At 44.3% G+C, this 23128-nt stretch carries 23 protein-coding genes; 10 read left to right on the top strand and 13 right to left on the bottom strand.

What is annotated here, in order from left to right; genetic code table 11:
• Positions 1–192: 192 nt before the first annotated feature.
• From HMPREF9708_RS07910 to HMPREF9708_RS04780, 3 genes are all read right to left on the bottom strand, one after another.
• Positions 193–2445, bottom strand: coding sequence for a LysM peptidoglycan-binding domain-containing protein (locus HMPREF9708_RS07910; protein ID WP_006309081.1), 2253 nt, complete (start codon positions 2443–2445; stop codon positions 193–195).
• Between the two features lie 394 nt (positions 2446–2839).
• The gene (locus HMPREF9708_RS04785; protein WP_006309080.1) at positions 2840–3685 is read right to left on the bottom strand and encodes an aldo/keto reductase; all 846 of its coding nucleotides are present in this window, start codon (positions 3683–3685) and stop codon (positions 2840–2842) included.
• A gap of 101 nt (positions 3686–3786) precedes the next feature.
• On the bottom strand, positions 3787–4611 hold the full coding sequence (locus HMPREF9708_RS04780) for a hypothetical protein (protein ID WP_006309079.1): 825 nt from the start codon (positions 4609–4611) through the stop codon (positions 3787–3789).
• A 239-nt stretch (positions 4612–4850) separates the two neighbouring features.
• Between HMPREF9708_RS04780 and HMPREF9708_RS04775 the strand changes: the two genes are divergently transcribed.
• Entirely contained in the window at positions 4851–5222 is a 372-nt protein-coding gene (locus HMPREF9708_RS04775) for a TIGR02328 family protein (protein WP_006309078.1), read from the top strand.
• Here the strand turns inward: HMPREF9708_RS04775 and HMPREF9708_RS04770 are convergent.
• The 6 genes from HMPREF9708_RS04770 to pyrF all read right to left on the bottom strand — a co-directional run bounded on the left by HMPREF9708_RS04770 (position 5192) and on the right by pyrF (position 10200).
• Entirely contained in the window at positions 5192–5650 is a 459-nt protein-coding gene (locus tag HMPREF9708_RS04770) for a YbgA family protein (protein ID WP_006309077.1), read from the bottom strand. The two genes, HMPREF9708_RS04775 and HMPREF9708_RS04770, sit on opposite strands and share 31 nt — an antisense overlap.
• A 95-nt stretch (positions 5651–5745) precedes the next feature.
• Positions 5746–6522 (bottom strand): ABC transporter permease, encoded by a 777-nt coding sequence (locus tag HMPREF9708_RS04765; protein ID WP_006309076.1) that lies wholly within the window; start codon positions 6520–6522, stop codon positions 5746–5748.
• Positions 6515–7180 (bottom strand): ABC transporter ATP-binding protein, encoded by a 666-nt coding sequence (locus HMPREF9708_RS04760; RefSeq protein WP_006309075.1) that lies wholly within the window; start codon positions 7178–7180, stop codon positions 6515–6517. The genes HMPREF9708_RS04765 and HMPREF9708_RS04760 overlap by 8 nt, the downstream gene beginning before the upstream one ends.
• A gap of 311 nt (positions 7181–7491) precedes the next feature.
• Positions 7492–8751 carry an MFS transporter gene (locus HMPREF9708_RS04755; protein ID WP_006309074.1) on the bottom strand — a complete coding sequence of 420 codons (1260 nt, stop codon included), beginning with the start codon at positions 8749–8751 and terminating at the stop codon, positions 7492–7494.
• A 67-nt stretch (positions 8752–8818) separates the two neighbouring features.
• Positions 8819–9457, bottom strand: a complete 639-nt coding sequence (gene pyrE, locus HMPREF9708_RS04750) for an orotate phosphoribosyltransferase (RefSeq protein ID WP_006309073.1) — start codon at positions 9455–9457, stop codon at positions 8819–8821.
• A complete protein-coding gene (gene pyrF, locus HMPREF9708_RS04745) occupies positions 9454–10200 on the bottom strand; it encodes an orotidine-5'-phosphate decarboxylase (RefSeq protein ID WP_006309072.1) in 747 nt (248 codons plus the stop codon). Before pyrF ends, pyrE begins: the two co-directional genes overlap by 4 nt.
• Before the next feature lie 539 nt (positions 10201–10739).
• On the opposite strand from pyrF, the gene HMPREF9708_RS04740 reads away from it, so the two are divergent.
• From HMPREF9708_RS04740 to HMPREF9708_RS04720, 5 genes are read left to right on the top strand one after another with little or no spacing between them, the layout of a single operon-like run.
• Positions 10740–11441 (top strand): lantibiotic protection ABC transporter ATP-binding protein, encoded by a 702-nt coding sequence (locus HMPREF9708_RS04740; RefSeq protein ID WP_006309071.1) that lies wholly within the window; start codon positions 10740–10742, stop codon positions 11439–11441.
• Positions 11442–11444: 3 nt separating this feature from the next.
• Complete coding sequence (locus HMPREF9708_RS04735) at positions 11445–12185, top strand: lantibiotic immunity ABC transporter MutE/EpiE family permease subunit (protein ID WP_006309070.1); 741 nt, start codon at positions 11445–11447, stop codon at positions 12183–12185.
• Positions 12185–12925 carry a lantibiotic immunity ABC transporter MutG family permease subunit gene (locus tag HMPREF9708_RS04730; protein WP_006309069.1) on the top strand — a complete coding sequence of 247 codons (741 nt, stop codon included), beginning with the start codon at positions 12185–12187 and terminating at the stop codon, positions 12923–12925. Before HMPREF9708_RS04735 ends, HMPREF9708_RS04730 begins: the two co-directional genes overlap by 1 nt.
• 32 nt (positions 12926–12957) lie before the next feature.
• Positions 12958–13617 (top strand): response regulator transcription factor, encoded by a 660-nt coding sequence (locus tag HMPREF9708_RS04725; protein ID WP_006309068.1) that lies wholly within the window; start codon positions 12958–12960, stop codon positions 13615–13617.
• Entirely contained in the window at positions 13608–14987 is a 1380-nt protein-coding gene (locus HMPREF9708_RS04720) for a sensor histidine kinase (RefSeq protein ID WP_006309067.1), read from the top strand. Before HMPREF9708_RS04725 ends, HMPREF9708_RS04720 begins: the two co-directional genes overlap by 10 nt.
• Positions 14988–15272: 285 nt before the next feature.
• On the opposite strand, the gene HMPREF9708_RS04715 is transcribed toward HMPREF9708_RS04720, so the two are convergent.
• The 4 genes from HMPREF9708_RS04715 to coaA form a co-directional block, all read right to left on the bottom strand.
• Positions 15273–15473, bottom strand: coding sequence for a hypothetical protein (locus HMPREF9708_RS04715; protein WP_006309066.1), 201 nt, complete (start codon positions 15471–15473; stop codon positions 15273–15275).
• 2 nt (positions 15474–15475) lie between these two features.
• Positions 15476–16312: a hypothetical protein gene (locus tag HMPREF9708_RS04710; RefSeq protein WP_006309065.1), complete on the bottom strand. Its 837-nt coding sequence runs from the start codon at positions 16310–16312 to the stop codon at positions 15476–15478.
• A gap of 224 nt (positions 16313–16536) precedes the next feature.
• Positions 16537–17526 (bottom strand): glutamine-hydrolyzing GMP synthase, encoded by a 990-nt coding sequence (guaA, locus tag HMPREF9708_RS04705; RefSeq protein ID WP_006309064.1) that lies wholly within the window; start codon positions 17524–17526, stop codon positions 16537–16539.
• Positions 17527–17621: 95 nt separating this feature from the next.
• Positions 17622–18560 carry a type I pantothenate kinase gene (gene coaA, locus HMPREF9708_RS04700; protein WP_006309063.1) on the bottom strand — a complete coding sequence of 313 codons (939 nt, stop codon included), beginning with the start codon at positions 18558–18560 and terminating at the stop codon, positions 17622–17624.
• Positions 18561–18849: 289 nt separating this feature from the next.
• Between coaA and mvk the strand changes: the two genes are divergently transcribed.
• From mvk to fni, 4 genes are read left to right on the top strand one after another with little or no spacing between them, the layout of a single operon-like run.
• The gene (gene mvk / locus HMPREF9708_RS04695) at positions 18850–19860 is read left to right on the top strand and encodes a mevalonate kinase (protein WP_006309062.1); all 1011 of its coding nucleotides are present in this window, start codon (positions 18850–18852) and stop codon (positions 19858–19860) included.
• Between the two features lie 11 nt (positions 19861–19871).
• Positions 19872–20867, top strand: a complete 996-nt coding sequence (mvaD, locus tag HMPREF9708_RS04690; protein ID WP_006309061.1) for a diphosphomevalonate decarboxylase — start codon at positions 19872–19874, stop codon at positions 20865–20867.
• Positions 20864–21967 carry a phosphomevalonate kinase gene (locus HMPREF9708_RS04685; RefSeq protein WP_006309060.1) on the top strand — a complete coding sequence of 368 codons (1104 nt, stop codon included), beginning with the start codon at positions 20864–20866 and terminating at the stop codon, positions 21965–21967. Before mvaD ends, HMPREF9708_RS04685 begins: the two co-directional genes overlap by 4 nt.
• The gene (fni, locus tag HMPREF9708_RS04680; protein ID WP_006309059.1) at positions 21964–23055 is read left to right on the top strand and encodes a type 2 isopentenyl-diphosphate Delta-isomerase; all 1092 of its coding nucleotides are present in this window, start codon (positions 21964–21966) and stop codon (positions 23053–23055) included. Before HMPREF9708_RS04685 ends, fni begins: the two co-directional genes overlap by 4 nt.
• Positions 23056–23128: the final 73 nt, after the last annotated feature.

The following is a 23128-nucleotide window of genomic DNA, read 5'->3' as shown; positions in this document are numbered from 1 at the left end:
AAAATAACGGCATCCGTCTTAAACTCAACCAAAGCAAAACACCAGCTATTTATTCATACGAAAAGGAAGCCCTCACCAAAGCGGATGCTTTAGTGGGGGCTTCCTTGATTAAACAATCAGTGTTTTTTCCTTTTTAAATTAACACAAGACCATCAGGGATCGTTCTGGTTGTGGATCGAAGACTTCCCTTCATTAATAGTTCGGGCGGGCATAGCCTTGGATATATTTAGAATTCCAGTCATAGACCTTCCGGGCAACAAGCCGTTGGCCAGAATCTGTCAAGGTCGTATTTCCTTCAATCGTGGTAATCTTATTATTCATTAAGGATTCCACAATCCCAATATGGTTCCCCCAACCTGTTCTTGACCCACTCCAGTTGTAGAAGACGAGGTCACCAGGTTTTGGCGTCACGAGGCCTTTCCAGATACCTTGATCCTTATTGATCTTCTTATGACGCTCCACTCCAACTTCCCGGCCAGTCAGATGCGATAACCCAGCCTTATCGGCTATATAGGTCACAAAGGCATCACACCAATCATCGTAATTCTGAAGCGTATAACCGATTGGCTTAGGATTCACACTATTATAGGCCTTCACCAGAGCCAAGTGGTCTGCTGAATATTTCTCAACGCCTAAATAAGAACGGGCAAGATCCAACATATTGTTGACGTTATAATTTTGCACTTGAGAGCCACCCACTCTTAACTTCTGTTGGGTCGCATGTTCAACGACTTTTAATTCTTGACCCGGTGCAATAAAGTTAGAAGACAGATTATTCATCGTTTTTAACTCATCAATTGTTAAGTTGAAGCTCTTAGCAATCTTGTAGACACTATCCCCTGGTCGAACGGTATAATACTCCCGATACATGGGAAGATGGTCGACCACTTGACCGCTGCTGTAGGCAGCTCCTTGGTCCTCCTTGCGGTCAGCCACTAAAGGAAGTTCGCGTTCAGTCGATGAGGAGGAACCGGGATCCGCTACCCGCAGTTGTTGGCCAGCATAGATAAAGTTGCTGGTCAAGCCATTCCAAGTCTTGATTTGATCTAGGGTCGCCCCGTGCTTATTAGCAATTGCCCAGAGGGAATCTCCCGCCTTAACACGGTAGGTCTGAACAGTAGGTGTTGGTACGCTTGGCGATTGGTCTCTTGAAGGGCGGGTGGATTCCGTTTGGTCTTGACCTGGTTCAGCCTGACCGGCAGGCGCAGGGGCAGTCGTTGGAGCCACCTTTAGAACTTGGCCAGGATAAATGAAGTCGCTATTTAAGCCGTTCCAGCTCTTTAATTGACCCACAGTGATGTTGAATTTGCCTGCAATCCGTTTGAGGTAATCTCCCGCTTGGACGCGATAAGTAGACGGACGGCTGGATTCAGCGGGCGGTGTCGGTTGAGCCGGCTGACTAGGCGCCGGTTGTGGATTAGCTGGTCTAGGAGCTTGGGGACTTGGCGTTGTGGGTTGCTGAGGCGCCACTCGCAAGACTTGATTTGGATGGATTAAGTTGCTTGTTAAACCGTTCCATTCCTTGAGCTGCTGAACGGTGATATTAAACTTACCAGCAATCCGCGTCAAGTAGTCTCCAGCTTGAACCCGATAAGTCGTCTGACTGCTAGGCTGGCTTGGTTGGCTTGGTTGGCTTTGTCTTGGCTGGCTGGGTGTTGGTTGTGGATCTTGGCGACCTGGGCTTTCTGGTCTTGGAGCGGCGGCTTGGTTCTGTGCCACTCTTAGGACTTGACCTGGGTAGATGAAGTCACTCGTTAAGCCATTCCACGCCTTCAATTGACCGATGGTAATATTGAATTTGCCCGCAATTCGGTTCAAATAATCGCCCGCTTGGACGCGATAATTCGTCACTGGATTGGGTTGGCTTGGACGGCTAGGTTGAGTCGGAGCCGGTTGAGGAGTGGATGGAGCGGGAGTTGGATTAGCAGGTTGACTGGCCTGCTGCGGAGTCACTCGCAAGACTTGACCTGGGTAGATAAAGTTACTCGTCAAGCCATTCCATGCCTTGACCTGGTCAATACGAATCCCATGCAGACTCGCAATCCGGTAGAGACTATCCCCAGGGCGCACCAAATAAGTCCCTCCTTGACCGGTAGCCGGTCCATTATTGGAAGGTGGAGTCGTCGGGGCTGGGGTTGGCGCAGCGGGTGCAGGTGTTGGGTTACTTGGATTCGTAGTCGGCGGGGTGGTAGATGCGTAGACCTTGAGAGTTTGTCCAGGATAAATAAAGTTGCTAGTCAAACCATTCAACCGCTTTAATTGGTCAAGTGTCATGCCGTGCTTAACGGCAATCCCATACAAGCCTTCACCTGCTTGAACTTGGTAATTCCCGAGTGCTTCTTGGGCGTGAAGGCTTACCGGTGCGGGCGATAAACTCACCGCAACCGTAGCAGCCGTTGCCATGGAGAGGGTAATAAGGCTATTTCTAATTAATCGACTCTGCATGCATGCTCCTCCTAATTCTAATCATTCACCTTATTCTATCAAGTTATCCCCTTAAAATCATCCAATCTTCACATAAAAATCAAAATGTTACACAAATGACTTATTCCATTAACCACCTTGCAAGAATAAGCCGACAGCAACCTTTAAATAAAGTAAAAAAGCCAAGCACTAGCCCTCAAACACAAAAAAGGCCCACCTCCAAAATAAAGGTAGGCCAAGCGACGCTCTTAGGCAGGGTTGTACCAGTAAACTGCTAGCCCTCGCCAATCTTGCTGGGGCTTCCATCTCGCGTGATGAAAGAGCAAGTGGTGTTCATTCGATTGGTCTTTCCAACCAGTCAAAAGATGACCAACGCAAAATTAGCTATTCTTGGTCTACTTAGAAGTAGAGCCGGTTAGAAATCGGCATGGTCTGGATCTGGCGCTTCCACCAGGTCTTTAATCTGATCCATCTTAGAGAGATCCTCTGCCGGCAGGTCAAAGTCTAGAATTTCCAGGTTCGACTTGATATTGGCAGGTGTTTGCGAACGTGGTAAAGGCAAGAAACCATGTTGGAGCGACCATTTAAGCGCCAGTTGGGCAATCGTCGTGTCATATTTATCGGCTAATTGCTTAAGGGTCTCATTTGAGAAGGCTGCTCCCTTACCAAGTGGACTATAAGCTTCGAGTAACATCCCGTGTTGGCGACAGAAGTCGACAAGGTCCTCTTGCGGTAAACCAGGACATAACTTAATCTGGTTGACCATAGGTTTAACTTGAGCGGTCTGGAAGAGGGGCTCTAAGTGGTGGCGCAAGAAGTTAGAGACTCCAATGGCCTTCACTTTGCCTGCTTGATAGGCTTCTTCCATCGCCCGCCATACCTGGGCGTTCCGCTCTTTCCAAGCATCATCAGCTTGAAATTCAGCTGGATTGGGCCAGTGAATCAAGAGCAGGTCGACATAATCCGTCTGCAACTTCGCGAGAGACTCATCAATCGAGGCCAATGTTTCTTCATAGGTCCCCTTGTCATTCCAGACTTTAGTCGTGAGAAAGATCGCTTCACGGTCAACACCAGAATCCACAATCGCTTGTCCCACACTCTTCTCATTGCCATAGATTTGGGCTGTATCCACATGACGGTAGCCGTATTCCAGAGCCTTCAGAACAGACTGATAGGCCACTTCTCCTTCTTCTAATTGCCAGGTTCCAAAGCCGATCTTAGGAATAGTCGTGCCATTTGATAATGAATAGGTTTCAACCATGGTCTTAATTCCTCCTTATTGATGATAAGTCTATGGTAGCATAGACAAGCGAAAAAAAGCGAATGATCGGCCAGCCCGCTGAGTCAAGGGCTAACGCTCAATTAGGACTGACGCCCGATTTGACCGTCTTTGACTGCCTCTTCAACAGGCTGATCTTCCGCAACCTTTAAGAGGTCTTCAATCCGCTGCAAGCCCGATTCGATCTGATCGATCTCTTCTTGGCTGAGTTCATCTACGAATTCAAGTTGGCCAATAAAGTCTTGATACATGGCATGGATCTTGTCCTTATTCTCCGCATAGGAGGCATCAACCGCTTCTAGATTTTCTTGACCTGGGAAGTGCTTGTGATAAGCCTCCTTGAGGGCTTCTGAGAGTTGACTTGCTTGTTGGAAATAGTGGTAGCCTTGCCAGTACTCTAATAATTGGTCTTGGTTGTAAGTCTTCTTTTGAACTTCTTTGGGGTTGCTGGCTGTAATCTTAGCGATATAGCCTACTAGGTCCTCCGTGACCTCTAGCTTCTCCTCTTCGTATAGGGCCTGGCTTTCGGCCATCTTGGTCTGATAATCCTTGAGATGGACTAGAAAGATCTGGTCCAGCTGACCCATCAAACCCTGGAAGGATAATTGTAAGACCCGGTCAAACTTCTCAACATGAGGGTCCTCTGCTAGCAATTTTTGATAGTCTTCTGTCTCCTTATAAGCCTGGTATTGGTCATAGTAGGCTTGAATCCGGTCGTTGGCGTCCATCTTCCGGGTAAAGTAGGTCTCTTTCAGATAGTCCGCGATCGCTTGTCCTTGATACTCGCTGAAGGACCCAGTTGGTTCACTGACTTCGACGGTCGTGGTCGTTGACTCCTCATCGGCTGCTTGAACATAATGGGGACCGGCAAGTAAACATAAAGCCAGTACGACAAATAATTTCTTCATAAAATCCTCCTGATCAATCATTGATTCTCTCAATTATACGCTTTCTTGGCTTGAGAATAAATCCTTAAGATAAATAAAAAGACAAAGAGCAGTCCCTGCACTCTTAACCATTCGCTTGGACCTAATCTTAGCGCTTAATCCTCTTTGTCAGGAAATCATTCTGGGCCAGTTTGATTGACTGTTGCCATCCTGGCTAGCTAATATAGAACCAAAGCAACTAGCAGAGGAAGTGAAAGACCATGCGTTTATGGCACCAATCCCTTATCCCTCGCCTTCCCCGCCAACAATTACTGGGTCAGCACCGGGAATGTTGCGCCTTGCGCGGGGGCGGATGGGGCAAAAAGCATACCACCGTTCAATATGTCTTTAATTACAATCCTTATAAATTATTCCAATACCATTGCCTGGTGATGAATGAGATGACGGCCCGCGGCTATCAAGTCGCACCGGCTTGGCGAATCGCCACTTACCGTGGCAAAACCCTGCCTCCCTACCATGACCTGTCACCGATCGACCCCACCGACCCCCTTTATCCAGAACATGACGCAGACTACTTGCAAGCCTGCTTGATCAACTTACGTCATAAGGGGATTGACTTGTCCACGCCATAGAAGAAATAAGAATGGTTCAAATACTTATCCTGATAGGTCTTACTTAGTTGATTGAGATAGGTCTTAATGGCCTGACGGTCAACCTGCTGGGCCAAGAAGGATTGGCGCAGGTCCAGGTAATGGGCCTTCTCTTGATCAGTGGCCAACTTCTTAAAATGCCCCCACACATGGTCATAAGCATTGACTTGGGTCGCGGGGTCCAAGGGTTGGGCCAAGGCTTGGGCTAGATAATCAAAGAGGGCCTGGTCGGGGTAAGCCGTCTTATCCTTGAGGACTTGACGAATGGCTTGGTAGTGCCGGGGAGAATATTCTAGGACCAGGTACTTGTAGCGACTCCACACCGCTTCTAAATCGCATATGGTCGGGGCTTGTTTGGCCTGTATCGCCTCTTGACTGGCTTGTAATAAATTCTGATAGATGACTTCCATCCGATCCTCTCCTTCTCATATGGACATTAAAGCCTCCCGCCTCTCATAAGCTGAAAGGACGGGAGGCTTCATCATCAACGCGTTTAAGATTTCGATTAGTCACGCAAATTTGTGTTTAATTGATAACGGTCATTGAAGAAGGACTGGTAGGACAGGTAAGTCGCAATCAACACCGCAAAGGCTGTCGCCCCAATCAACATGAACATAACCATAATCTGGTAGACAATCGCCTTCATCGGGTCAATCCCAGCAAAGATGAGTCCAGACATCATACCTGGCAGGCTGACAATTCCAGTGGTCTTAATCATATCAACCGTAGGCTGAATCCCGTTCTTAATGGTCAACTGGATCACCTTATGGGCTGCTTGGTAGGGGGTAGCTCCCAGAGCCAGGCGCTCCATGACCGCTTGTTGTTGGTCCTTGAACAATTGGAAGAGGTTGGAATAGACCAAGCCCACGGACTTCATCGAATTTCCAACGATCATCCCCGTGATTGGAATAATTTGGGAAGGAATGAACTTCAGGTTACCAGAGAGGACGAGGATCCCTAAGGTTAAGACCGTTGTCGAAGCCAAGGCCACAAAGGAGACCAGGAAGGGTTGTTGGAGCCCCTTGCCCCGGCCTGCCGCATTAAAGGAGGCATTGATGACAATAATTAAGACCATCAAGGAAGTCAACCAGAAATTATCAATCTTAAAGATATAGCCTAAGACATAGGCCACAGCGACCAATTGAATCACCATCCGGGTCACTGCAATGATGATTTCCTTTTCTAGCTTCAGTTGCTCTCGGTAGGAGATCCCCATGGCTACCGCAACCAGAAGAAAGGCAAAGATCAGAGAAACAGGTGAAGCTTGTAATTGATTAGGCATTAAGGTCCCCTCCTTCTTGTAACTTAGTAATTTCGATTCTACGATCTGTCATCTCATGCTCCTCATCCATATGACTGATCATGAGAATCGTTGCCTCATGGTCTTGGCGATATTGGTTCAACATCCGCCAGATAATTTGCCGGGTGGCATAATCCAAGGCACTCGAGATCTCATCCAACAAGAGAACTTCCGCGGGAAACATCAGATTCCGCACCAAGGCCACCCGCTGCCGCTCGCCTCCTGATAAGGATGTAATTGACTTGTTGAGGAAGGAAGCACTCAGATCAACCTCCTGCAAGAGCTGTTCTGCCCGCTTCTGGTCAAAGGGTTGATGGCGAATTTCATAAGGAAAGGCCAGGTTATCTTGGACGGTCTCGCCAAACAAACTTGGGGTCTGGAAGAAATATGCAACATGTTGCCGCAGTTCAACCGGTGTATAATCCGATGCCTCCCTGCCCATTAGCTGATAGTCTCCTGAAACCTGCAAACGGGGGTCCAATAATTGCGCTAAATACTTGAGGACCGTACTTTTACCACTCCCAGAAGGACCCGTAATCGAGACAAATTCCCCCTTCTGAATCTCAAAGGATAAGTCCTGGATAATCATTTGCTGGTCACTCGCAATATTTAAATGGTCGACCTTAATCATTGCTGTCATGATAACTCCTTTCAATTAAAAAATTCCTATCTATTATAGTATATCCTAAATCTGCCAGACTTCCTAATCTTGTGACGGGCTCCTTGTAAGGAATCATCGATAGAGCCTGGTTTTCAAGCATCCTAGATCTTGATCACATAAAATGATAAATTTCTCGGCTTTTTTGCTTGCCGGTTGACCATCTTGCGAATATTCCCATAAAGGATCCGGCCCATTACAAAAAGTGAACCAGAGCTCCGACGGACCCCCTAAGGGGGAACTGTCTATTCAGAGTCTGATTCACTTTGCTGAGTGATCGAAAAAATGCTGGCTTAGACCACTGACGGTTCCACTTCACTGTAAGTCGCTTGGACCCCGTCGGATTCTAACAGTTCATCATAGCGGTCCTTCTGTAAGTGTGGGATGGATAACATCACAATAAAGCTTACCAGGTAAAGAGAAGCTAGGAAGAACATCACCATCGCGACGGACGAAGAATCTAGAATCTTCCCAATAATCACAGAAGAGAACCCTCCAATGGCCCGGCCGACATTGAGAATCACGTTATTGGCGATTGAATGAACCCGCCCAGAATAGAGCCGACTAACCATTGCCCCATAACCTGAGAACATGCCATTCACGAAGAAGCCAACAATCATCCCACCAACCATCAGGGTCCAGGCAGAATTCGCAAATTGGAACAAGTAGACGGAAGCGGCTGACATCAAGAGGAAGAGGCTATAAGCTAAACGCGGCCCCAAGTGGTCAAGGATCTGTCCAAAGACCAACATCCCAATACACATTCCGATAATGGTAACAATCATCCAAGTCGACGAATTCTTAATGGAGAGACCAAGCGACTCTTGCATGATCGTCGGCAACCAGTTCATCATGCCAAAGTAGCCAGCAATTTGAACCGTGGTCATCACCATTAGGGCGATGGACTGGTGGGCCAGGGCCGGCGTCGCGAATAATTCCTTAATGGAAGGACGACTGGTCTGGTCTTCCTCCACATGGCGGTTAGAGATCTGGTCCGCATCGACCTGCTGGTGCATATAGGCCACTAAGAGCAAAGGCAAGAGTCCGAGTAAGAAAAGGCCTTTCCAACCAAGTAAGGGTGCCGCCAATCCGGCTAAGAGGGCTGAACAAATCGAACCGACTTGACCCGCAATCCCATTTAAGGCCGCCATCCGTCCCATCTTTTGAGGAGGTACAATCCCAGCCATAATAGCGACCGCTACCCCATACTCTCCCCCAACGCCAATTCCGGCAATGAACCGCATGAGGTAGAGATAATAGATGTTCGATGTGAGGAAGATCAAGCCTGTCGCCAGTGAGAAGATCAGGATGGTCCATTTGAAGACCCGGTATTTATTGTAACGGTCTGCTAGGATTCCAAATACGATCCCACCAAACAACATACCAAAGTTAGTAATGGTCGCAATCCAGCCAGCTTGTGTCTGACTAATCCCTAAGCTGGAAATAATGCTTGGTAGAGAGAAAGCTAGAAACATCACGTTTAAGTCATCAAGACCTGATCCAATAATCGCCGTGATCAAGGCTCTGCGGTCATTCGTCTGCTTGTTTATCATATCGATCGTCTCCTTAATGAATGCTCTCGGCATTCTTTATTAATTTTTTGTTTTTTTCAACAGTGACTTATGAGTGGGCTTGACTCCAGGCTTGAGGGTCTTGGTGCCAAGCTTCTAGCGAAGAGAGGTGGCTGGCAAGGTCTGCTTGGTCAGCCGCCACTTGCAAGAGGGTGGTATAGTCGGTCAAGGAGTGGAAGGGGATCCCTGCTTGGTCAAAGGCTAACTGGCCACTTGGTAATTGATAGTTGAAGATACTGACAACCCCTAAGACCTTGGCTCCTTCTGCCTGCACTTGCTTGGCTGCATTGAGGACGCTACGCCCGGTCGAGATCAGGTCCTCCACCACAACCACCTGGTCTTCAGGACGCAGCTTGCCCTCAATCGCCCGCCCCTTACCATGATCCTTAGCTGAAGACCGGACATAGGTCATGGGAAGGTTGAGGTCACTGGCGACAAAGGCCGCGTGCGGGATGCCAGCAGTGGCTGTTCCCGCTATCATGGTCACCTGCGGATAGTGGTCCTTGATCAATTGGCCTAACATTCCTTCAATCACGCGCCGCTGGTCAGGAAAGGACATGATCAGGCGGTTATCGGTATAGATTGGGGCCTTCAAGCCACTGGCCCAGGTAAAGGGCACTTGAGGGCTCAGACAGACCGCCTCAATCTCTAGTAGAATCTGGGCTGCTTGCTTGGCAACTTCCTTCATTTAATCTCCTCCTCTTTGATTTGGCCTTTATCCTGCAATCCCCTTTGCCAATCCTCCTTGATGGCCTGGTAGGCTTGGACTGGATCAGACGCTTGGGTGATGGGACGCCCCACTACAATATAATCACTCCCATTGAGGGCCGCTTGATAAGGCGTGGCTGTTCGCTTCTGGTCATCTTGACCAGCGATTAAGCGAATCCCAGGGGTCACCGTCATAAAGTCTTGTCCAAACTGGTCCTTGATGGCCTTGGCTTCTAAGGGAGAACAGACCACCCCATCTAATTGTGCTGCCTGTGCCAGGCCAGCGAGGTGGTTAACACTGTCTTCCATAGTCGCTTGACTCAGCTGTTCGGCTTGTAATTGGCTCTGACTCGTTGATGTCAACTGGGTGACTGCCAAGACCAGGGGACGCTGTCCCCCATCGGCTGTCCCCTTGTTGACACCTTTCACAGCCGCTTGCATCATGGCTTTGCCCCCTAGAGCATGGACATTCAAGATCGCCACCCCCTGTTGAGCTAACGACTTCATGGCCCACTTGACGGTATTGGGAATATCATGCAACTTTAAGTCCAGGAAGATCTCATGCCCCCTTTCCTTCAGAGCGGCAATCATCTGGGACCCACTGGTATAATAGAGTTCCATCCCAATCTTGACATTCAATGGTTCATCAAATGCATCCAAGAAAGCCCACAATTGGTCCATATCTTGGAAGTCTAGCGCAATGATCGGCTTCTGTGCATCCATCTTCATCCTCCCTCCCAATCTCTAAAAAAAAGAACCCACACATGCGTGTCGGTTCATAAAAGTCCATCATGAGGATGCCACCACAAAGAAGTCAATCAGACTCCTCGCGATCGCCTTAATTATTCTGGTGCTTTCATGCTTCCCGAGCATGTTTAAAGATCCCTTAAATTTCTCTGGTCAGTATACGCAACTTAGAGGGGAATGTCAAATGGGAATTTGGAGAAAACAGCTAAATTATTTAAAAGCCCTGGTTCCCCCAGAGCTTCTTTTATTTATTATTCCCACTCTTCTTTTCCAAATGTCCGATATATCCCAAACCATTCAAAATACTATATTCTATTTTTCCTAATATCACTAAATCCACCTAATTATAGGACATTTTCAGATTTTTTGTCCCGTCCCAGTCCCAGTACCAGATAATATATCTACTTTTAGGATAAAAATAAGCTATTAAATTTTAAAGAATCTTATCTTCCTTATGGAATCCTTAAATTTGTATTTTATACTAAATTTATAAAATGAAGAGGAGGTTCATTTATATGGACAAATTTATATTAGAAACAAAAAATCTTACTAAAACTTTTGGAAAGCAAAAAGCAGTAGATAGTATTTCTTTAAAAATAAAAGAGAATTCTATCTATGGCTTGCTAGGACCTAACGGAGCAGGTAAATCAACTACATTAAAGATGATTACTGGAATGATTCATAAAACATCTGGTCAAATCTTTTTTGAAGGTCATGAGTGGAGTCGTGACGATTTGTCGGATATTGGTGCCTTGATAGAGATGCCTGCCTTGTATGAAAACTTATCAGCTAGGGAAAATTTAAAGGTAAGGACACTACTACTAGGATTACCACATTCTAGGATTGATGAAGTTTTGGAAATAGTAAGTTTAAAAGATACTGGCAAAAAGAAAAGTGGTCAATTTTCTTTAGGAATGAAACAAAGGCTAGGTATCGCTATTGCCTTATTAAATAATCCTAAGCTTCTGATTTTAGATGAACCAACAAACGGACTTGATCCTGTAGGAATTCAAGAATTGCGTGATTTAATAAGATCTTTCCCAAAAAAAGGAATAACCGTTATTTTGTCTAGTCATATTTTAGCAGAAGTTGAACAAACTGCTGATCATATTGGGATTATTAATAATGGAAAATTGCAATATCAAAACATCATTAACCATAATGATAATTTAGAAGAACTTTTTATGGATGTTATAAAAAGTGGAATGGGGATGTAACAAATGATAAATTATATTCTTGCAGAAAATTTAAAAAATAAGCGCACTTTCTTGAAGAAGTTATTAGTTATTATGCCAATAACTTTAATCTTGTTATCATTATTTCTTATGCCAAGTTATTTCACTACTAATTCCTATAACTGGTGGTACGTCATAATAATGCCTGCAACTTTTGCCTTAATCCCAGCAATGATGGATAGGAAAGAAAGTCGAAAATTAAACTACAGAGCAGTTTTTCCTCTAAATATTAAGCTTGAAAAGTTATGGGTTTCAAAAATAATCACAGCATTAATTTACATGAGTATTACCACTATAGTTCATATGCTAGGTGTATATATTTTTCAATTTTTAATCGGTGGTCAATTAAGTCCAAACTATACATTTACAACCTTGCTATTTGCTAGTGCCCTACTAATAATAACTAATATTTGGCAAATCCCTCTATGCTTTTTCTTAGCAAAAAAATTTGGCTTTATCGCATGTATTGCAGTAAATGCAGTATTAGGTTTAGGATCAGGAATATTGTTGTCTGACGGTGCTTTTTGGATTTATTGCCCATATTCTTGGGGAATTAGATTAATGATTCCTGTTATGCATATTTTACCAAGTGGTGTCTTGACGGAAGTATCAAATCCAATAATATCAAACACATCATTATATATTCCTTGCATATTATCTATATGTCTATTTACATTACTTACAATAATAACTGCAAATTGGTTTTCAAAACAAGAGGTAAAATAATGATAAATATAATAAAATCAGAAATATACAAAATTAAAGGCACCTGGCTTCCTTGGATTCACATAGTCTTACCTATAGCCTATTCTTTATTATTTTATGTGGCATCAAAAACTACTGGATTAAAAAATTTTGAAGAAAACGATATAAGCCAAACATATTTTGTACTTTTAGGAGCGGTAATACCAATAATATTAAGTTTTATAACTTCAAAAGTAGTTGATATGGAAATGGGTGCTGGGAAATTTCAAGTGCTCTTATCTACTACAAAATCTAGAACTAAAGCTAATTTAGGAAAACTACTTGTGCTAGAATTGGGATTTGTTATTTCGCTATCTTTAGCTGTTTTGATTTTTGCAATATTAACAGGATATCAAAATATCTCAGATTGGCTTATTGAATTTTCCCTAATTGTTATTAGCAGCCTTTCTCTATACATGATTCATCTTTGGGTATCAATCGTATTAAGTAGTGGTGCATCTATTGGATTAGGTTTTTTAGAAACATTGGTTGCTTTACTTTCAATGACTGTCATTGGCGATAGTATTTGGTATTTTATTCCTTGTACGTGGTCATCTAGACTTCCAGCTATGTATATTATTATGCGCAAAGTTTCGGATCCTTCCTATTTTTATAAGGAGTTGAGAATTTGGAGCTTTGTAGCCTTGTTTGTTATCTTAATCCTATTTATTTCCTCAATTATTTGGTTTAATAAGTGGGATGGGAAATCTGTTAGTGAATAAAAGTTTTTAATTTAAAATTAGGAGGTGATAAAATGTCTTTAATTCTTGCAGTTGATGATGAGCTAGATATGCTTGATCTAATAAAAAACATTTTGAAAAAGAACAACCATCAAGTCGATGTATATCAAAATCCTTTAGACGTTGATAATAGTAAGCTTAGTAAATATGATTTGATTCTACTTGATGTTATGATGCCAGGTATTGACGGAATTAGTTTCTGTAAGGATATTCGAGCTAAAGTAGACTGCCCTATTCTTTTTTTAACAGCAAAAACTATGGAAGAAGATATAGTTGAAGGCTTATTAATTGGAGGAGATGATTATATCACAAAGCCATTTGGTGCAGCAGAACTCCTAGCTCGTATAGAGGCACATTTAAGACGAGAAAAAAGGGAACGACACACTAGTCTAAATCTCGGTGAGATTCGTTTTGATTTGTCTTCCAATGAAGTCTTTGTAGGAGATGAAAAAGTTCATTTGACAAAATCTGAGTATCAAATTTCAGAATTACTAGCAAAAAGAAAAGGACAAGTATTTTCAAAAGAGCAAATATATGAGCTTATCTTTGGATTTGATGGTATAGGAGATTCATCTACAATATCAGAGCATATAAAAAATATTAGGGCAAAATTTCAAAAATATGATGAAAATCCAATTGAAACAGTATGGGGGATCGGATATAAATGGAATTAAAATCAAAAGGTCAATCTCTTAAACATATACTTTTTAAATACTTGTTAAGTATTGGACTAGGACTAGCAATCTCCGTTTTATTAATCCTAGCTTTTATATCCACTTCTTATCAATTTAAGTGGATATTTCCAGCAAACCATACTGAGAGTTTAATTCTTGAAAAAAGGACAGACATTGCCACTTCAAAAAAATTCGATAAATCACTGCTACCAAATAATACATCCTATCTATTTTTATCAAAAGACGAAAAAGTTGTAGAAACAAATATGAATAAGAATATCCAAGATATAGCCGTTAACTATCATAAGGGATCTGGTTATTCTAATGCCAATTTATCTTTTATGGAAATACAAAGATCAGATGGATATGTACTTGTCGCTTATAACCTAAAACCTTCTTATAAAAGTCCTTGGATGCAAAAAAATCTACCACAAATAAATATTTTATTACTAATTTTACTGATAATATTTTGCCTTATTAGTATTGTTACCACCACATTAATTTGGGCAAAGAAAATATCAAAAGAATTAAATCCTTTGTTAGAACCTTCGGAAGAAATCGGGAAACAAAACTTAGACTTCCAAGTTAAAAAGTCAAATATCCAGGAATTTAATGCCATATTAGATAGTTTAGAAAAAATGAAAGTAGGATTAAGTGAATCTTTAAGGACAAACTGGAGAGAGGAAGAGAAAAAAAGAAATCAGATTTCAGCATTAAGCCATGATATAAAGACTCCTCTTTCAATTATAAAAGGAAACTCAGAATTATTGGGAGAAACAAACCTAACAGAAGATCAGGAAAGCTATCTAGGTTATATTAGAAAAAACACAAACCGTATTAGTAAATATATTGAAACCTTAATGCTTGTTAATAAATCTAACCAAGTAAATGAATTAAACTTTACTCAAATTAGAGCAAAAGAATTTGCAGAAAACATTGAAAAACTAGCTAAAGAATTCACATCGACTTATAAATTAAATCTTTTAGAAGATATTAACCATGATGATGATTTTTTAATAGTAGATTTAAAAAATTTTGAACGAGCCTTTCTAAATATTTTGAGTAACGCCGAGGAGCAAAGTCCTAAAAACTCAACTATTAAATTAATTATATGCTCCAAAGCTGATACGCTCGAAATATCAATACTAGATCAAGGACATGGATTTACAGGTGAAGACCTATTATATGCTACAGATCAATTCTATCAAGGAGACAAAAGTAGGAATTCAAAAGAAAACTATGGTATCGGATTATTTGTCGCCGAACAAATTATTAAGATGCATGGAGGAAGTCTTGTTTTAGAAAATAGGACTGATACAATAGGCGCAAAGGTCAGCATATCATTACCTGTCAAGAATACTCTTACATAAGGGTATTCTTCTTTTCTTTATTCATAAGTTTTATGTGGATTGTATCTAAAATCTTTAAAAAATACAAAAATAATTTCACAGTCTCAAAGTTTTTCGCTCTTAGTAATATAATCTTTTGCCAAATCAGATTTTGTTTTATAGCAAGTTTCATTTTAGTTTCAAAAACTTCTTTTTCTTCAAAATATAATAGTCTAATAAAAGGAGCTATTCTAACTTACATCATAGCTCCTTTTACCCACCTCTGCAATTCTGTTAATTTTTATCATAAATAGTACTTTTAAAATATCAATAATGTCTAATTTCTCTCTTAAAATCTCTTTCTAATTCTTTATTGTTCTCATCAATTACCTGAGCAATACCCTTAATAAGCAGATTGATTGCCTTTATAAGGCTTTCATCATTTAGGTAATACTTCAAATCAGGATCAGACTCCATTTTTTCTATTAGAATTCTTTCTATTTTATATTTATTCAAACCTCTAAACATAATTACCCCTCATACTTTTGCATAATTTCTTTTATCAATAGTGATAGTATTTCGATTGCTTTATCTTGCTCTTGCATCCATAGAATATATACTCTTCTTATGTTATTTAAACTTGAAAGCTCGTTTGCAAGATTTAATACTTGCAAATTAATTTTCTTAACTAACTCTTTAGATATATTACAATTTTCTTTCGAAATATAAATTTCATTGAATATATCAACATCTTCTCCTTGCAAAATATCAGAAGATAAAACATCTCCTAAATTGATTATTGTGCTAGGTTCTAAACCATTCATTACCAATACCTTGTTAACAATTTCCTTTATTTCAGCATTTGCACTATTTCTAATCGAAATATATTCACGCAATTTATCATAAAGTTTTTCCATTTGATCTTTAAGTAATAATGGCACTTCAAGGTATCTTGTATCATTCTTAATTCTATCCCATGCTGAATACTGAGGATGAGGGATGATTGTCTGTTGTCCTATACCAAAATCAATATAGCCAGGATATTGATTTTTTTCTAAGATATTGCATTTTATATTAATTAGTTCATCATATAATGGACTATAAATAATATTTTTCCTTCTTAGATTATATACAGATTTCTGCTCTCGTTTATTTACCCATATAGATCCTAAAAGTGTAAATACTCCGCCTATTACAGCACCTAATAGAGTGGCTATTACACTAAAAGTAGTAGGGTCATTTGTTATTTTCGTTAAATTATAACTCTTATAAAGTTTTAGTAAGAAAATAACTACAATAAATGTAAAAAAAATCGCTAATATTTTACGGTGCTTAAAGACAAATATTTTGAATTTTAATTTTTTCATATTAATTTATTTGCTCCTAAAAAATAATATATTAAGTGTCCACTAAAAATTACTATATGCCTAAAAAAGCCCTAGTCTAAAGACCAGGGCTGTCACTCTTTTCTAAACCACTTGGAACTATTATTCAATTTATTCTTTTTAACAAATGTTCCCATTTTAATCCCAGTTACAGTTTTTAATCTTCTGTATCCATTGATTTTACAGGTTTTTTGTTTTTTTTGCTATTATTCCCACTCAATGGTTCCGGTTGGTTTGGGAGTGAAATCATAAAGGACCCGGTTCACACCAGGCACTTCATGGGTGATTCGGTCGGTTAAGTGCATCATCAGATCATGTGGGACGGCTTCAACCGTCGCGGTCATGGCATCTTCGGTATTGACTGCCCGGATAATTACCGGCCAATCCCAAGTCCGCTTACCGTCTTTGACACCGGTTGACCGGTAGTCTGGGACGACAGTGAAGTATTGCCATACCTTACCAGCGAGTCCATTCTTGGCAAATTCCTCCCGCAGGATTGCATCCGATTCACGGACGGCTTCCAGGCGGTCACGGCAGATCTCGCCTAGGCAGCGAACACCTAGACCAGGTCCTGGGAAGGGTTGCCGGTCGACCATGGTATCAGGTAAGCCGAGTTCGCGTCCCACCATCCGGACTTCATCCTTGAAGAGGGTCCGCACGGGTTCCACTAATTGGAAGTTCATTTCTTCGGGTAGTCCACCCGCATTGTGGTGGGCTTTAATCCCATCTTCACTCTCTAAGATGTCGGGCCAGATGGTTCCTTGGGCTAGGAAGTCCACATCGGTCAATTTTTGCGCTTCTTCCTTGAAGACCTCGATGAATTCGTGACCGATTATTTTACGTTTCTCTTCTGGGTCACAGATCCCCTTCAACTTGTCCAAGAAGCGGTCAGTAGCATCTACATAGACCAAGTTGGCATCCATTTGATTACGGAAAACTTCAACGACTTGTTCAGGTTCTCCCTTGCGCAGTAGACCATGGTTGACATGTACGCAGATCAATTGCTTGCCGATCGCCTTAATTAAGAGAGCAGCGACTACAGATGAATCAACCCCACCAGATAGAGCCAGTAGAACCTTCTTGTCTTGGATTTGGTCCTTGATCAAGGCCACTTGGTCTTCAATAAAGCTGGCAGCTAATTCCGGTGTAGTGATCCGCACCATGTCATCCGGTCTTCTAATTTCTGTTACATCCATTGAAATTTTCCTCCTTAAATCCTATTAATAAGTAACTAAGATACACCGATTTTATTTCAATATCAAGTCATTTTTGACAAAGTTCGAAAGCTCCTTTAATACTTCTTAACTAGGACTTGGTCTAAATAATGGTCTGTTGTCTTATGCAGAATGACATCCGCCCGCGACCGGGTTGGCTTAATATTTTGGATCAAGTTGGGTAAGTTAATCGTATACCAGACATCATCGGCATAAGCCACAGCCTCTTCCCGGCTCATACCGGTCATCTCGTGGTAATAGCTATTAGGGTCTTCCTTGGCCAATTCCAGATGGGCCAGAAATCTCGAGACAAACCATTGATGAATAAGGCTCTCTTCCGCATCAATGTAGATGGAGAAGTCGAAGAAGTCTGAGACATAGATCTGCTGGTTAGTAGGCAGTTGGAAGACATTGATCCCTTCAACAATCAGGATGTCGGGCTGGTCAATGACCCGGTAGTCACCAGGTACAATATCATAATGATCGTGGGAATAAACCGGCACACTAAAGGGCGAGTCCTTGGTCTTAATATGAGACATAAAGGACAACAAGAGCGGCATGTTATAAGATTCGGGGAAGCCCTTGCGTCGCATCATATTTTTGTCTTCCAGGACCTGGTTGGGGTATAAAAACCCATCGGTGGTGATCATTTCAACCTTGCGATCAGGAAAGGCCTCAGCTAATAGTTGGTGCAGCAAACGAGCCGTCGTACTCTTCCCCACTGCGACACTACCCGAGATCCCGATAATAAAGGGAACCTTCCGGTAGTCTGCCTCTTCTCCTGCAAAGAAGGCTTGGCGAGCTTGATTGTATTTCTGTGAATAGTGAAAGTCCGTCTCGATATAGTGTAACAAAGGCCCATAGACTTCCCGCACATCGGTCTGGCTCAACCGGTCTTGGATTGAAACCAAGCGGGCCAACTGGTCGTTCGATAGGACTTCTAAGTCCGATGCCTGAAATTCTTTCCATTCTTGTCGGTTAAAGATCATATAATAATCATTCGATAAATAATCCATCGCTACTGACTCTCTCCATTCCCTGATGGCTAGGACTTCCCTAACCCATTCTAAGTAAACACGACCTTGCGGTCGCGAACCTACTGACCCTATTATAACAAATAATCCTCCCTCTTGTGGCGCGAGTTTTGTCCTAGTTGAGGGTGAAGGTTCTTGTCATACACAGACTCAAGGATCTATGTTACAATATTGAATTGGAAAAGCTCAATTGATAGCGGTGGCCCATAAGAATTGCTATCATGACAGTAACTATTCATCCTTGCAATTTAACCAGAAAGGAGGTAAGCCAGTGGAGCAACACTTTCATTCACATTCGCCAAAAACCAATCAATCCCAGTCATCCACTCATCCCCTACGGATCGGACGGGGTCAAGCCCATAGTAAAATTATCCTGATGGGGGAACACTCGGTCGTCTATGACTACCCTGCGATTGCGATCCCTTTCGATGCGGTTCAAGTCAAGGTGACAGTACAAGCCAGTCCGGACCAAGAATCCTGGATTGACTGTCGCTATCATACCGGTCGCTTGAACCAAGCACCTGCCAGTCTTGATAATCTCAAGAAGGCGATCCAACTCACCTTACAAAGTCTTCATAAGAGCCAAGACCCGCTCATGATCCAGATTCACTCGACCATCCCACAAGAGCGGGGCATGGGGTCTTCCGCAGCTGTGGTCGTCGCCTTAATTCGGGCAATCTGTGACTACTATCAAGTACCACTGGCACAAGACCACTTGCGACTCTTGACCAATGAGGCAGAGGTCATCGCCCATGAATCCACTTCAGGGATTGATACCCTCGTCACCTCCAGTCAAACTGCCTATATCTACCGCAAAAGTCGGCCAGCAAAGGCCTTTGACTTCAGGCTGGATGCCGTCCTGGTTGTCGCCGACTCGGGTCAAGCAGGCCGGACCCGGCTCGCCGTGAACCATGTCCACCAACTCCGTTTGAAGAAACCAGAATTTGTCGAACAGTCCATGGCGACGATTGGCTACTTTGTCAATCAGGCCTATGGGGCCATCCGCCAAAATGACCCGAATGAACTGGGCCGGTTCATGACCTATAACCATTACTACCTTAACCAGTTAGGGGTCTCCAACCCGCACCTCGACCAGATTATTAATGCAGCCTGGTTAGCGGGGGCTTTAGGGGCCAAATTAACGGGCGGGGGGCTAGGAGGCTGTGTCATCGCCCTGGCTCGAGACCTAGACCATGCCCACCAGATTGCCCAAGCCATGCGTAAGAGCGGGGCTGAGGTCACCTGGTCGCTCGACCTATCCCAAGGCCTATCAACACTCTAGGAGGTGGGAACATGCCAACCTATCAAGCCCATTATCAAGCACATACCAACATTGCCTTGATTAAGTATTGGGGCAAGCGGCACTCCGATTTAATTCTTCCTGTCACCCCCAGCCTCTCCTTGACGCTGGAGGCTTTTTATACTCAGACTCAAGTTGAATTCAAGCCCGATGATCGCCAAGACTCCTTTATCCTCAATGGACAAGTGCAGGATCCCAAGGCGACTGCCAAGGTCAGTCAATTTGTAGACCACTTCCGGCGCCAAGCCCAGGTCCCTTATCGAGTTCAAGTGACCAGTCAGAATTATGTGCCGACCGCTGCTGGCCTGGCCTCTTCAGCCTCGGCCTATGCAGCCCTGGCCTGTGCTTGTAATGCCGCCCTTGATTTAAACCTGTCAAGGAGAGACCTCTCCATCATCGCTCGCCAGGGATCTGGGTCTTCCACCCGGTCGCTCTATGGAGGCTTTGTGGAGTGGGTCGCTGGTCAAGGCGACCAATCAGAGACCAGCTATGGTCAGCCCTTTGCTGATGCTGACTGGGACCTCGCCATGGTCGTCATCATTGTCAACCAAGCGGCTAAGAAGTTCTCCAGCCGTTGGGCCATGGACCATACCATGCAGACCTCGCCCTTCTATCCACAATGGGCCAAGCAAGTCGACCAGGACTTAGCCCACATCAAGCCGGCCATCTTGGACCATGACCTGCAAACCATTGGAGAGATCGCAGAACATAATGCCATGTCCATGCATGCCCTAGCCCTCTCTGCCAACCCCAGCCTCTGTTATTTCCAAGGCGAAAGCCTGACAGCCATGGATCAAGTCCGCCGCTTGCGTCAAGCAGGCTTTCTCGCTTATTACACCATGGATGCTGGACCGAATGTCAAGGTCCTCTGCCCTTATAGCCAAGCAGAAGCCATCCGCCAACGACTCAGTCAAGTCTTCCCCCTCGACCAGCTCATTATTTCTAGACCCGGTCCGGGGCCCTTTAGCTTGGAGGTGAACCCAGCGTGACCGGTTCCACTGTCTTTACGAGTCAGGTCCCAGGTAAGCTCTATCTGGTCGGGGAATATGCCGTCCTGGCCCCAAACCAACCGGCCATCCTGTTGGCAGTTGACCGCTATCTAGAGGCCCAGTTTACTCCGAGCGAAGTCCCCTTCTTCCACTTGACGAATCCGCAAGCGGGCTATCCGTCGGATTTCCTACCATTGACGGAAGTCGTTGGTCCCAAAGTCGGCCCCTGGCGCTATGTGCAAAGTGCCTTGCAGGTTGCACAACAATTCCTAGCCGAGCGTGGCATTGCCATCCAAGGGGGGCAAATCGACTACCAGTCCGATTTGATCGATGGTCAGGGCCAAAAATATGGCTTCGGTTCGAGTGGGGCCGTCACCATCGCCACCCTCGAAGCCGTCTTAACCGCCCACCGTATCACACTGGATCCCCTAACTACCTATAAGTTAGCGGTTCTCGCCCATTTAGGGCTTAAGAGCCAAGGGAGCTTCGGCGATATCGCCGCTTCGACTTACGGGGGATGGGTCTATTATAGTGCGCCTGATCGGGCATGGTTGAAAGACCAAGTCGCTCACCCAGTAGTCCTGCAAGACCTGATCGAAAGAAAGTGGCCCGGCTTAGTGATTGAGCCCATCCCTTTTCCCCCAGATCTTCAGGTCCTAGTCGGTTGGACCCAACGACCGGCCTCAACCGACCGATTAGTTGAAGTCCTGGCTGATAAGGTCCAAGAAGAAGCAAGTTATTATCAGGACTTTCTTCGCCAGGCCCAATCAATCGTTGATCGCATCAAGACAGCTCTTGACCACCAAGACATTCAAGCAGTCGGCCCAGGTCTAACAGACTATCGCCAAGCCTTATTAGGGCTCAGCTACCATTATCAAGTGGTGATTGAGACCCCTTCACTGACCGACTTAATCAACCTGGCGCAAGACTTTGGCTATTACGGAAAATCCTCTGGAGCCGGTGGGGGGGACTGTGGTCTGGCAGTCGGTAGTGATCCCCAAGCCCTAGCTGCGATCCACCAGGCATGGCAGAATCATGCTATTCAACCCCTCGATCTCGTCCCAGCTGCCCCACGCTACCCAGAAAGGAGCCCCTTATGAAGCCACTCCCCTCGCAGGAGCCAGCCAAGGCCCAGCAACGCAAAGACGATCATATTCAACTTGGTCTTGCCCAACAAGGCGACCGAGACTGGAATCCCTTCGATGAGATCCGCTTTCTCCACCATTCCTTTTCCAATCTTCGACTCGACCAAGTCGACCTGTCAACCCAATGGGCCGGCCATCACCACCGTCTGCCCTTCTATATCAACGGTATGACCGGTGGCAGTGACCAGGCCAAGACCATCAATTCCCGCTTGGCCCAAGTCGCCAAGGAAGCCGGTCTCGCCATGGGCGTCGGGTCGCTATCGGCAGCCCTCCACGATCCCTTAGTTCGTGAGACCTATACCATTATCCGACAAATGAATCCCCATGGCTTCATCCTGGCCAACTTAGGCGCTCACCATTCTTGGCAAAATGCGCAAAAAGCCATTGACCTGATCCAAGCGGATGCCATCCAAATCCATCTCAACACCCCACAAGAGATTGCCATGCCGGAAGGCGACCGCAACTTTGAGACCTGGAAGGAGAATATTGCCGAAATGGTGACCCAGCTGAGCGTCCCCGTCATCGTTAAAGAAGTCGGCTTCGGCATGACGGCGGACACTCTGCAAGCACTCTTGGATCTTGGGGTCCAGACCGTGGATATCAGTGGCCGAGGGGGTACAAACTTCATCGCAATTGAGAACCAGCGCGGCGGTCGCCTCGACTTAGCCAGCCTCCAGCATTGGGGGCAAACCACGCCTGAGTCCCTGCTCGAATCGCTTCCTCTGCAAGGCCGGCTTGAGATTCTTGCTTCAGGTGGCATCCGCAACTTCTATGACCTCGTCAAGGCCCTGGCCTTAGGGGCTAGAGCTGGTGGGTTAGCTGGCTTCTTCCTCCAGTCCGTTCTAGAAGACGGAGTGGCAGCCACGCTCGATCGAGTAGAGGAATGGCAGGAAGCGATCCAATTGTTAATGCTCCTTTTAGGTTGTCGCAACCTTAAGGACTTAAGGGAGACGGACCTCGTCCTGACTGGGTCTTTACGAGACTGGGCCCAAGACCGGCAGGTCTCCCTGGTAAACCTTGCCCACCGGTCAAGACAGAAATAAACCACCAAGCAAAAGGATCAAATGAACCGTCTCCAGCGCTTAAAGTGAGAACGGTTCAAGCTGTCACACCTTG

The sequence above is a fragment of the Facklamia languida CCUG 37842 genome (assembly GCF_000245795.1).
GTDB classification, from domain to species: domain Bacteria; phylum Bacillota; class Bacilli; order Lactobacillales; family Aerococcaceae; genus Facklamia; species Facklamia languida.
Note: the sequence above shows the minus strand (reverse complement) of the source record. Positions and strands in the feature narration are given on the sequence as shown.